Below are 10,402 nucleotides of genomic sequence, written 5' to 3' on the forward strand. Positions count from 1 at the left end.
CATCACCTCCTGTAGGGGTCCTCCGCGTGCAGGGCCTTTTCGATGATCTTGCCGATGTCGCTGTCGGTGAAGACGCGCGGCAAGGGCAGCCGCAGGTCGTCGAAGAGCGTCCGCACCTCGTCGACGGTGGGCTCCTGGCCGAGCGGGGAGGCGACGCGCAGATCGAGCACGGTCGCCTGCTCGCGGCTCTGGTGCAACTCGGTTACGTAGTAGTCGTAGAGCGGTTGCCCACGCTCCACCAGCAGGTTCACCCGGGACCGGTCGTCCTGGGTGATGACGAGGCAGGTCTCCGACAGGTCGAACCGCAGGGTCGGGACGGCGGCCGACAGGTGCACGCTGATCTCCAGCGTGGTCAGCTGCCGCTGGTACCAGCAGGCGGCGAGGACGGTCGCGTACGACTCCCGGCGGACCCGGTCGGTGGTCCACACGTCGTCTCCGCGACGCTGCCCGCCGAACATCTGCCGGAACCGGGCATACGCGGCGCAGGCCCGCTCGTCGGCCGGATTGACGATGTCGATCTTCACGTTGAGCTGGGAGCGCTGTTCCTTGGCGGCGGCCACGCACAGGGGCAGGGTGACCGCCCGCAGGTAGGTGCCCGTACCGCCCTTGAAGTACCAGAGGTTGGTGTGCTGACGGGCCTTGCGCAGCGCCTCGCCGACCTCGTTGCCCGAGAGCGAACGCACCATCGCGAGGTCTTCCAGGGCCTGCCGGGTCCCGCTCATCGCCTCCTGGATGCTCGCGGGCCGGCGCACCCGCTCCACGATCGACCCGGTCGCGAGGAGGCCGAGCACGACGAGGGTGGCACCCGAGGAGACGTCGTCACTGATGACGTCGCCGAAGATGTCGAGGAGTCCGACCGCCATCGCGATGCCGAGGGCGACCACGACGTCGGCGTTCCGCAGCACCCAGGCAACGAAGCGTTCCAGCCGCCCCACGTGCGCTGCCATGAACGCACCCCCCTCCCCCACCCGTGTTCCGATGGTAGGAGACGCGCCGGTGGCGCCACCAGAGCGACTTCACGTCGCGCGGCCGCCGTTGCCGCCGTCATCGCCGCCGCCGCCCGTCAGCAGGCGGGAGCGCAACCGCTCCGCGGTCCGCTCCGACAGGCCGGCCCGGTCCGTGAGGTAGCCGTGCACGGATCCGTACCGGGCCTCGAGGTCCGCGAGCACCAACTCCATGATCACGGCGGGGGCGCGGCCGTAACTCGGCCACTTCATGACCCGGCCCGGGTGAGCGGCCCGCCAGTCGGCGGCGAGCCGCTCGGTGGCCAGTTCGGTGAGCGCGAAGTCGGCGAGGACGTCGGCCCGGTCCACCCCGAGCAGGGTCAGCAGGAAGACTCCGATGAGTCCGGTCCGGTCCTTGCCCGAGGTGCAGTGGAAGACCAGGGGTCCGGGTGCGTGCGCCAGCTCCTCCAGTACCTGCCGGATCTCCTCGGCCCCGTCCTCGGTGACCTCGGCGAACCGGTCCGCGAGGTAGCGCCAGGGGTCGATGTCCGGGTCGATCTCGGCCTGGTCGTAGGGCCGGTGCTCGATGCTCAGGTTGACGTAGCGGAACCGCTCCGCCTCGGGCACCCGCCCCTTGGCCTCGATCTCCCACGGATACCGCAGGTCGATCACGGTCCCGATCCCGAGCTCCAGGAACCGCTCCCAGTCGCCGCCCGCCAGCTTGCCGAGCGAGTCGGCCCGGTACACCGTCCCCCACCGGACGTTCCGGCCGTCGGCGGACCGATAGCCGCCCAGGTCACGGAAGTTGTGCAGACGCTCGAACTCGACGTGCCGCTTCATCGATCTCTCCCCCGTCTTCGGACTCCTTACCGGACACCCTGCCGCAGACCGGCCGCCCGACGGAGTGTCCGCAGGAGACTGGGCCGAAGATCACAACCGGGGAGGCCTCAGCCCTCCGCGGCGGGGATGAGGGATCCCCAGGTCTTGATGCCGACGATGCCGTCCGGGCCGCCGGTCTCCCGCGGGTACGCGGACCGGAACCGCAGCACGGCCGCGTCGGTCCCGGGGCCGAAGGGGACGAACATCCGCCCAGCTCAGAGCCGGTTTCCTGGGCTCGTCCCAGGGCCGTCCCGCGGCTCGGGGTGAGCGGGATTCCGCCCGCCCCCGCAGGGCCGGTCACAGCCCTGCAAGGGGGTCAGAACGCCAGCCGGAACAGTGCGCCCCCGCCCGGGGCGGCCTCCGCCGTGAGCTCGGCGGAGTGCGCCCGCGCGATCTGCCGCGCCATGGCGAGGCCGAGCCCCGACCCCGGCAGGGCGCGGGCCGCCCCGGCCCGGTAGAACCGGTCGAAGATGTGCGGCAGGTCGTCCGGCGAGATCCCCGGGCCGTGGTCACGGACCGTCAGCTCCGGTCCCCGGTCCGGGAGGCCCGCCACCAGCTCCACCTCGACGGGCAGCCCGTCCCGGCTGAACTTGGCCGCGTTGTCGAGCAGGTTCCCGAGCAGACGGCTGAGTCGCGCGGGTACCCCCGCCACCACGACGGGCTCGGCCGGCACGCGTACGTGGAAGGGCACGGCCGGCCAGTGCGTCCGCGCCGCCTGCGTGCAGTGCTCCACCAGTGCGCCCAGCCGGACCTGTTCCACCAGCGGCTGCGGCTCTTCGTCGCGTGCCAGCTCGATCAGGTCGTTGACGAGCCCCGTCACCTCCCGCAGCTGCCGCCCCAGCGCGGCCGAGGCGCGCTCGCGCTGCTCGGGGGTGAGCCGATCGGCCCGGGCCAGCAGTTCGGCGTTGGTCCGCAGTGCCGTCAGCGGGGTGCGCAGTTCGTGGGAGGCGTCGGCGACCAGCTGGCGCTGCGCGGCGATGGACTGTTCGAGCTCTCCCAGCATGGTGTTGAAGCTGGTGGCCAGGCGGGTGATCTCGTCCTCGCGTCCCGGTGGGGGCAGTTCGATGCGGTGGCGGGCGTCGCGGGTGGCGGCGATCCGCTCGGCGGTCGCGGTGAGCCGGGCGACCGGGGCCAGGCCGGTCCGTGAGACCCAGTAGCCGAGGAGGGCGGCCAGCAGGACACCGGCGGCAGCTGTCAGGACCAGCCAGCGGGCGGCTTCCTCGATGCCGTCCAGGGCGGTGTCGGCCCGCAGGGCGACCTGGAGCGCGCGGCCCTTGGCGTAGTCGGTGGTGAGCATCCGGGCGGGGTGTCCGGCGACCGTGATGTTCGTGTAGTAGGGGGACTTCGTGCCCTCGGCGACCTTGCGTGCGGCGGGGGCGACGGGGAGCTGTCCCGGCGGACGGGGGTCGTCGGCGGGGTCGGCGGGGACGACCTCCGCGCAGGCGGGCGCCGCCAGGAACCGGCATTCCCCGGCCAGGACGCCCGGCGCGGCCCCCGGGTTGCGCTGGGCGGCGAGCCGCGCGGACTGGGTGAGGCTGAGGTCGAGCTGCTCGTAGAGTGCGGACCGGACCACCAGGTACGCCGCCGCGCACACCCCGACGGCCACGAGGGCCACGGCGGCGGTGACCGACAGCGCCAGCCGGGTGCGCAGCGGACCGCGCCTGCGCCAGACCCGGCCGAGCCGCCGGCGGCCGCCGCTCACGCCGCCTCCAGCCGGTAGCCGACCCCGTGGACGGTGTGCACGAGCCGGGGCTCGCCCGCGGCTTCCAGCTTCCGGCGCAGGTAGCCGACGTAGACGGCGAGGGAGTTGGAGTCCGGCCCGAAGTCCCGTCCCCACACCAGTTCGAGGATCAGCTCGCGCGGGAGCACCTGGCCGGGGTGGCGCAGGAACAGTTCGAGCAGGGCCGCTTCGGTCCGGCTGAATTCCAGCGGGCGGCTCCCCCGGCGGCCGGTGCGGGTCGCCGGGTCCAGGACGAGGTCGGCGAAGCCGAGCGGGGCGGCCGCGGTGCCGGCGGGTCCGGGCGCGGCCCGTCGCAGGAGCGCGCGGACCCGGGCGACCAGCTCGTCCAGGGCGAAGGGTTTGACGAGGTAGTCGTCGGCGCCCGCCTCCAGTCCGTCGACGCGCTCGCTGACGGAGTCGAGCGCGGTCAGGACGAGAACGGGAGTACGGTCGCCCAGCGCCCGCAGCTGCCGGCAGACGGCGAGGCCGTCGAGCACGGGCATCATCACGTCGAGGACGACCGCGTCGGGCTCCCAGGCCGCGACCTGGGAGAGCGCCGCGAGGCCGTCCGGGGCGCCCCGGACCTCGTACCCCTCGACCGCGAGTCCGTCCTCGACGGCTGCCCGCACCTCGGGCTCGTCGTCGACGACGAGGATGCGCTGCCTGCCCGTACCGCCTGAACCGCGCGTGCTGCTTGTGCTGTCCGTGGAGCTCATGGGGCAAAGCCTGCCAAAGGCTTCTGAGAAAACCTCTTAGAACGTTCTTGAGCCAGGGGAAAGGAGAGGCTTAGGAAGCGCCGTTGCGGAGCCCTTGCGGCCAAGGGTTCCGGCTCCCCACTGTCCATGGCAGTCCAGGCAGATCCTGCTTGTGCTGCCTCTCGTGGCTCCCCGATTGGCTCCCCGAGTACCGCCGCCGGCCCTCAGGCGTCGGGGCGCTTCCATACTTCGGGGCCGCCGCCCTCCCAGGTGATCGGCCCGTCCTCGCTCAGGTCCACGTCCTCCAGGCCGGCGCGACGCAGGAACTCGGCAACGTCCCTCGGCGTCTGCGCACGCCCGAGGTCCACGTCCACGCCGAGCGCATGAACGGTGACCTTCCGGCCGCCCTTGGGGGACACCGGATGCACGATGATTTCCGTCTGGTCCGACACGCCCCCAGCCTGCCGTGCCCGCGCCGGTCCAGCACGCCGAGCGCGCTGTCCGGCCGACGGCGCGTGCAGGGATCCACACCGAGACGCGGCCGGTACGGGCGACCGTGGCTGGGTGGAGCAGGCGAGCCACACACGGCTCCGGAGGCCCCGTGCGCGCCTGGCCCCTCGGGGCGGGCGCGGGCGCGGCGGGCAGGCACTGAACTGCGGCTATCCGCTGCGGGCCGCCGGATCGGCTCTTAGAACGTTCTTAGGGCGCACCGGGAGTGTGCGCACATGACCACCACCACACACCGCACAACCGCGGCACTCTCCGTCGTGATCGGTGCGGGCGGCACCGGCGGGCACATCTATCCCGGTCTCGCCCTCGCGGAGGCGCTGCGCCGCGCCGTGCCCGGAGCCGTGGTCTCGTTCATCGGGACCGAGCGGGGCCTGGAGACCGAGCTGATCCCCGGCGCCGGCTACCGCCTGCACACCGTCGACATGATCCCCTTCGATCCCGCGCTGGGCGCGAAGCGCTACCTGCTCCCCGCGGCGCTGCTGCGCTCGGCGCACCAGGCGCGTGCGGTGATCCGGGCGCAGGGTGCCCACATCGTCGTGGGCATGGGCGGATATCCCAGCGCCCCCGCGGTGCTCGGGGCCCGGCTGGCGGGGCTGCCGGCGGTGATCCACGAGTCGAATGCGGTGCCCGGGCGTGCCAACCAGTTCGCGGCCCGGCTCACCCCGCACGTCGCGGTGGCCTTCGACCGCAGCCGGGGCCACCTCTCGGGCGGTGACCGGGCGCTGACCACCGGGATGCCGATCTCGGCGGCCCTGTCCGGCCTCGCGGAACTGCCCGGCCCGGACCGGGCCGCGCTGCGCGCCGAGGCCCGGCGCGCGCTCGGAGTGCCCGCGGGGCGCCGGCTGATCGTCTTCAACGGCGGCAGCCTGGGCGCGGTCCGCCTCACGCGGGCGGCAGCCGCGCTCGCCGACCTCTGGCAGTACCGGGACGACGTACAGCTGCTGGTCAAGACCGGTCCGGACGCGCTGGCGGACACGATGGCCGAGCTGCTGTCGTCCGGTGGGCAGCGGATCGCCCGGGCCGTGCCGTACCTGGACCGGATGGACCTCGTCTACGCGGCCGCCGACCTGGTGGTGTGCCGTGCGGGCTCGGCGACCGTCGCCGAGCTGGCGGCGACCGGGGTCCCGGCGGTCCTGGTGCCCTACCCGTACGCGCCCGGCGACCACCAGACCCACAACGCGCGGGTGCTGTCGGACGCGGGGGCGGGACTGCTCCTGCCCGACGCCGAGACCACCGCCGAACGTCTCGCCGGCCTCATCGGGCCGCTGCTGGCCGACCCGGCCCGGCTGTCGGCGATGGCCGGCGCCGCCGACCCCGGCCCGCACGCGCGGGCCGCCGAACTGCTGGCCGCGGAAGTCCTCCGCGTCGCCGGCCTCGTCCCCACCCCTCACCTGGAGCGCATATGAACAGCTGGACCGACCGCACCGTCCTCGTCACCGGCGCGGAGGGCTTCATCGGCTCGACCCTGGTGGACCTGCTGGTGTCGCGGGGGGCGAGGGTGCGCGCTTTCGTCCACTACAAGCCGTACGCCGAGAAGGGCCACCTGGCGCGCTACCTCGGCGACCCGGACGGTCCGGTGGAGATGTGGGCGGGCGATGTCCGTGACGCGGGCCGGGTCAGCGACGCGGTGGCCGGCTGCGACACCGTCTTCCACCTGGCGGCGCTGATCGGGATCCCGTACAGCTACGCCTCGCCGGGCGCGTACGTGCAGACGAACGTCACGGGCACGCAGAACGTGGCGGAGGCCTGCCGGCGCCACGGCGTACGGCGTCTGGTGCACACGTCGACCAGTGAGGTCTACGGGACGGCGCTGACCGCCCCGATCTCCGAGAGCCACCCGCTGCAGCCGCAGTCCCCGTACTCCGCGTCGAAGATCGGCGCGGACATGATGGCGCTCTCCTTCCACCACGCCTTCGAGCTCCCGGTGACGGTGGTGCGCCCGTTCAACACGTTCGGGCCGCGCCAGTCGGCGCGCGCGGTCATCCCGACGATCCTGGCGCAGCTGCACGCCGGCTCCCGGGAGATCCGTCTCGGCTCGCTCACGCCGACCCGGGACTTCACGTACGTGACGGACACGGCGGAGGGCTTCCTGGCGGTGGCGGAGTGCGACCGGGCGCTGGGTGAGGTGGTCAACCTCGGCACTGGCGAGGAGATCTCGGTCGGCGCCCTGGCCGAGGCCCTGATCGCGGCTTCCGGCCGGGACGCGGAGGTGGTGGTGGACCCGACCCGGCTGCGCCCGTCGGGCAGCGAGGTCCAGCGCCTGTTGTCGGACAATTCCCGGGCCCGTGACTGGGCCGGCTGGCGGCCCCGGGTCGGCCTGGAGGAGGGCCTGCGCCGCACCTCGGACTGGATCGCGGCGAACCCTTCCCTCTTCGCCCCGGACCGGTACGCGGTCTAGCGGGCGCGTGGGCACCGCCGGGCGGATAACCCGGTGAACCGATGACCGGTCGCCGGATATCTTGGTTCGTCCCGCACCGATCACGGAGGTCCTCCCGCATGAGCAGCACGACGCCGTCCTTTCCCGATCGGATGGAGCTGACGGGCGAGGGTCTGGTCCTGCGCGACTGGACGGCGGCGGACCTGGCGTCGATGCCCGGGCTGTTCGACCACCCGGACGTCGCGTACTGGACGCCGATCGTCTCCCCCTTCGACGACGAGGCCGCCCGCAACCGTCTGAACCGGGCGCGGGAGCTGCGCCAGGAGGGTACGGCCGTCCTGCTGGCCATCACCGTCGACGGCGGCGCCCCGCTCGGCGAGGTGATGCTCAAGCGCGCGCCCGAGGGCACGGAGCTCGGATACGCGCTCGGTCCGGCGCACCGGGGCCAGGGTCTGGCCGCCCGCGCGGTGCGGGTGATGGCCGCTTATGCCTTCGAGCAGCTGGGGGTGGACCAGGTGATCCTGGAGCTGGAGGCCGAGAACGCCTCCAGCGTCGGCGTGGCCACCCGGGCCGGTTTCCGTCTCCTCGACGTGCCGTTGATCACGGGCGAGGAGAAGGGCCGGGCCTACGCGCTCCAGACCTGGGGCCTCGACCGCTCCTGACCCCGGAGGGCCGGGCCGGAGACGCCCACCGCGGCAGCTGCGGATCGCGGATCGGGGCCCGGGAGGGCGAAAGCCTCGGACAGCAGCTCGTAGGAACGCCGTCGGTCCGCCGGGTCGCAGGTCAGGGTGTTGACGATCAGCTCGTCCACGCCGTGGCTCCCGGCGAGGGCCGTCAGTACCGCGGACACCTGTTCCGGCGCTCCGGAAACGAGGGCCGTGCGGTGCACCTTGGCCCGTTCCAGTTCCGCGCCCGTCCAGCGGTGGCGGCGCGTGGTCTCGTACGACGGCAGCGGGCCGTCCTGTCCGAGGTCCTTGCGGGCGCGCCACAGCAGCAGGCTCTGGGCCAGTTCCTCGGCGCGGCCGGCGCTGTCCGCCGTCACCACGCGTACCGCAAGCGCGCCGCCCGGCCGGTCGCCCGTGGAGGTGCGGAACCGGTCGCGGTATTCCTCGAAGGCCTCCTGGCCGCCCGCCGGGGAGAAGAAGTGCCCGAACGCGAACTCCGTACCCAGCAGCCCGGCCAGCCGCGCCGACTCGCGTCCCGCGCCCAGGAGCCACATCTGCGGCGGGACCGGTGCGTGCGGGACGACTCCGCCCTCCCCCAGCAGTGCGTGCAGCTGCGCCAGCCGCTGCGGGAAGTCGCGGGCGGGGCCGCCGGCCCGGCCGATGCCGAGGTCGACCCGTCCCGGGTGCAGGGAGGCCAGTACGCCGAACACCTCGGCCACCTTCGCCGGGTCGTAGCGGGGCAGCAGCACCCCGCCGGTCCCGATCCGCATCCGCGCGGTGTGGGCGAGCAGGGTGCCCGCGAGGATCTCCGGCGCGCTGCTCGCGAAGCCGGGCGAGTCGTGGTGTTCGGCGACCCAGTAGCGGGTGTAGCCGAGGCCCTCGGCGGCGCGGGCGAGATCCACGGAGGCGCGCAGCGCCTGGTCCGGGGTGTGGTCCTCGCCGACCGGCGTCTGGTCGAGTACGGACAGTCGCAGCTTCGTCATGACGGGCCGCCTTTCAGTGCTGGTGGACGGGGAGGCCGGTGGCGCCCGCCATGGTCGCGGGCACGATCCTGAAGTCCCGTTCGAAGACCAGGTTGTGGAGGTCCGCGGCGGCGATCGCGCGCAGGGTGGGCAGTTCGGCGGCTGCCTGTGCGTCGTCGAAGACGTTCAGCGGCCATTCGGACACCGTCGCGCCCCGCAGGTGCGGGTGGTGGAAGGAGGCTCCGTAGTGCGCGTACAGCGTCACGGGCGGGATGTCGGCGGCCGACTGCTCGTCCCACCACAGGGTCCAGGCGTGGAAGAGGCTCCGGTCGCCGGCTCGTTGGACGCCGCTGGCGTCGATCACGCCCTGTCCGAGGAGCAGTTCGTCGTTGAGCTCGCCGAGCGCCTGGCGGGCGTACGGGTCCAGCAGGCGCGCGGCGGTACGGAAGTGCTCCTCCTTGTCGGGGCGGGAGACGGAGCCGCCGTGGATGCCGTCGCGCAGATCGGCGAAGTGGCGCAGCAGGGCGTCGAGGTTGGGGACGTCGGAGGTGGTCATATCAGCTCCAGGTAAGGGAAGAGGGTGCGGCTTCGGGGCCGTTCGGTGAGGTCAGCCGGCGCAGGGCCAGCCCGAGCCAGCCGCGCATCGACGCCGCCGGGTGCCCGCCCGGGCCGCGGCCCGGCTGCAGGAACGCCCCGTGGCCCGTCTGCCGGAACTCCCGCAGGGCGACCTCCACCCCGGCCGCCCGCAACAGGCGCCCGTAGTGGTGCACGTCGTCGCTGACGGGGTCGAGGTCGCCGGTGGCCATCACGGCCGGTGCGAGTCCGCGCAGGTCGGCGGCTTCGAAGGGGGTGCTGTGGAGCCGGGTGCCGTCCGCGGCGACCGGCCGACCGGGGTGCCGGTAGTCCTGCCAGGCCGCCATCAGGTAGGAGGCCGTCGGGAACAGGTCCGGGAAGCGGTGGTACGAGGCCGCCGCGCAGGCGGGGTCCAGCGGCGGGTACGCCAGCACCTGCGCGGCCAGCGGCAGCCCGCGGTCGCGGCAGACGAGGGCGGCCGAGGCGGCGAGGGTGCCGCCGGCGCTGTCCCCGCCGACGGCGAGGACGGGCACGGCTCCGGCGGGCCCGTCCTGCTGTTCCCCGGCCCAGGTCAGGGTGGACAGGATGTCCTCGACCATGGCCGGGTGGCGTACGTCGGGAGCCAGCCGGTAGTCCACGCTCACCACGCCGAAGCCGGAGTGGCGGGCGAGTTCGGCGGTGGCGCCGTGCCAGTCCTGGGCGGATCCGGCACGCCAGCTGCCCCCGTGGGCCCACACCAGCCAGCCCTGCGGTGAAGCGTTACCGGGCCGGTACACCCGGGCGGGAAGGCGCCCGGACGGGGTGGGCACGGACACCTGTTCCCAGCTGACGACGGTGGGTGTGGCCATCGGGGTTCCTTTCCATCGGTAGCCGGCGCTCGCGCCGGGCCCGGGGCCAACGTTCGCGGCCGGGGCAGGGCTGTCACAAGGCGGAGTTGCCTTAGTGGAGGTGCGCACTTCGTCAGCTGGGCTGCTTGGTGCGCAGGAAGAGGACGGTGGTGAGGGTGCCGACGAGGACGATGGCGGTGTTCACGATGACCGCGGTCGTGATCCCCGCATGGATATCGGTATTGGCCGC

Annotated in this window: 12 protein-coding genes; 3 read left to right on the forward strand and 9 right to left on the reverse strand. The window is 73.4% G+C overall.

The window, feature by feature from the left end; translation table 11 throughout:
• Positions 1-2 precede the first annotated feature (2 nt).
• From ACZ573_RS28580 to ACZ573_RS28605, 6 genes are all read right to left on the reverse strand, one after another.
• Positions 3-947, reverse strand: a complete 945-nt coding sequence (locus tag ACZ573_RS28580; RefSeq protein WP_471309347.1) for a hypothetical protein — start codon at positions 945-947, stop codon at positions 3-5.
• 69 nt (positions 948-1,016) lie between these two features.
• The gene (locus ACZ573_RS28585; RefSeq protein WP_471309350.1) at positions 1,017-1,784 is read right to left on the reverse strand and encodes a tyrosine-protein phosphatase; all 768 of its coding nucleotides are present in this window, start codon (positions 1,782-1,784) and stop codon (positions 1,017-1,019) included.
• 107 nt (positions 1,785-1,891) lie between these two features.
• Complete coding sequence (locus ACZ573_RS28590) at positions 1,892-2,029, reverse strand: peptidoglycan-binding domain-containing protein (RefSeq protein WP_471309353.1); 138 nt, start codon at positions 2,027-2,029, stop codon at positions 1,892-1,894.
• A 110-nt stretch (positions 2,030-2,139) separates the two neighbouring features.
• Positions 2,140-3,525: a sensor histidine kinase gene (locus tag ACZ573_RS28595; RefSeq protein ID WP_471309356.1), complete on the reverse strand. Its 1,386-nt coding sequence runs from the start codon at positions 3,523-3,525 to the stop codon at positions 2,140-2,142.
• On the reverse strand, positions 3,522-4,259 hold the full coding sequence (locus ACZ573_RS28600; protein ID WP_471309360.1) for a response regulator transcription factor: 738 nt from the start codon (positions 4,257-4,259) through the stop codon (positions 3,522-3,524). The genes ACZ573_RS28595 and ACZ573_RS28600 overlap by 4 nt, the downstream gene beginning before the upstream one ends.
• A gap of 203 nt (positions 4,260-4,462) precedes the next feature.
• Entirely contained in the window at positions 4,463-4,690 is a 228-nt protein-coding gene (locus ACZ573_RS28605; protein WP_030010218.1) for a hypothetical protein, read from the reverse strand.
• A gap of 273 nt (positions 4,691-4,963) precedes the next feature.
• Here ACZ573_RS28605 and ACZ573_RS28610 point away from each other — a divergent pair, with 273 nt between their 5' ends.
• From ACZ573_RS28610 to ACZ573_RS28620, 3 genes are all read left to right on the forward strand, one after another.
• Entirely contained in the window at positions 4,964-6,154 is a 1,191-nt protein-coding gene (locus tag ACZ573_RS28610) for a UDP-N-acetylglucosamine--N-acetylmuramyl-(pentapeptide) pyrophosphoryl-undecaprenol N-acetylglucosamine transferase (protein WP_471309365.1), read from the forward strand.
• Complete coding sequence (locus ACZ573_RS28615; RefSeq protein WP_471309367.1) at positions 6,151-7,146, forward strand: SDR family NAD(P)-dependent oxidoreductase; 996 nt, start codon at positions 6,151-6,153, stop codon at positions 7,144-7,146. The genes ACZ573_RS28610 and ACZ573_RS28615 overlap by 4 nt, the downstream gene beginning before the upstream one ends.
• 98 nt (positions 7,147-7,244) lie before the next feature.
• A complete protein-coding gene (locus ACZ573_RS28620; RefSeq protein WP_471309369.1) occupies positions 7,245-7,787 on the forward strand; it encodes a GNAT family N-acetyltransferase in 543 nt (180 codons plus the stop codon).
• Here ACZ573_RS28620 and ACZ573_RS28625 read toward each other — a convergent pair.
• From ACZ573_RS28625 to ACZ573_RS28635, 3 genes are read right to left on the reverse strand one after another with little or no spacing between them, the layout of a single operon-like run.
• On the reverse strand, positions 7,751-8,773 hold the full coding sequence (locus ACZ573_RS28625; protein ID WP_471309371.1) for an LLM class flavin-dependent oxidoreductase: 1,023 nt from the start codon (positions 8,771-8,773) through the stop codon (positions 7,751-7,753). The genes ACZ573_RS28620 and ACZ573_RS28625 overlap by 37 nt on opposite strands.
• A 13-nt stretch (positions 8,774-8,786) precedes the next feature.
• Positions 8,787-9,308: a hypothetical protein gene (locus tag ACZ573_RS28630; protein WP_471309374.1), complete on the reverse strand. Its 522-nt coding sequence runs from the start codon at positions 9,306-9,308 to the stop codon at positions 8,787-8,789.
• Between the two features lies 1 nt (position 9,309).
• Complete coding sequence (locus tag ACZ573_RS28635; RefSeq protein ID WP_471309377.1) at positions 9,310-10,173, reverse strand: alpha/beta hydrolase fold domain-containing protein; 864 nt, start codon at positions 10,171-10,173, stop codon at positions 9,310-9,312.
• Between the last annotated feature and the right edge of the window lie 229 nt (positions 10,174-10,402).

The sequence above is a fragment of the Streptomyces sp. NPDC040545 genome (genome assembly GCF_055595065.1).

What these genes read in the sequence shown, in the direction of transcription:
- ACZ573_RS28580 (WP_471309347.1), bottom strand. Translation starts at nt 947, where the DNA reads ATGGCAGCGCACGTGGGGCGGCTGGAACGCTTCGTTGCCTGGGTGCTG.
- ACZ573_RS28585 (WP_471309350.1), bottom strand. Translation starts at nt 1,784, where the DNA reads ATGAAGCGGCACGTCGAGTTCGAGCGTCTGCACAACTTCCGTGACCTG.
- ACZ573_RS28590 (WP_471309353.1), bottom strand. Translation starts at nt 2,029, where the DNA reads ATGTTCGTCCCCTTCGGCCCCGGGACCGACGCGGCCGTGCTGCGGTTC.
- ACZ573_RS28600 (WP_471309360.1), bottom strand. Translation starts at nt 4,259, where the DNA reads ATGAGCTCCACGGACAGCACAAGCAGCACGCGCGGTTCAGGCGGTACG.
- ACZ573_RS28610 (WP_471309365.1), top strand. Translation starts at nt 4,964, where the DNA reads ATGACCACCACCACACACCGCACAACCGCGGCACTCTCCGTCGTGATC.
- ACZ573_RS28615 (WP_471309367.1), top strand. Translation starts at nt 6,151, where the DNA reads ATGAACAGCTGGACCGACCGCACCGTCCTCGTCACCGGCGCGGAGGGC.
- ACZ573_RS28620 (WP_471309369.1), top strand. Translation starts at nt 7,245, where the DNA reads ATGAGCAGCACGACGCCGTCCTTTCCCGATCGGATGGAGCTGACGGGC.
- ACZ573_RS28625 (WP_471309371.1), bottom strand. Translation starts at nt 8,773, where the DNA reads ATGACGAAGCTGCGACTGTCCGTACTCGACCAGACGCCGGTCGGCGAG.
- ACZ573_RS28630 (WP_471309374.1), bottom strand. Translation starts at nt 9,308, where the DNA reads ATGACCACCTCCGACGTCCCCAACCTCGACGCCCTGCTGCGCCACTTC.
- ACZ573_RS28635 (WP_471309377.1), bottom strand. Translation starts at nt 10,173, where the DNA reads ATGGCCACACCCACCGTCGTCAGCTGGGAACAGGTGTCCGTGCCCACC.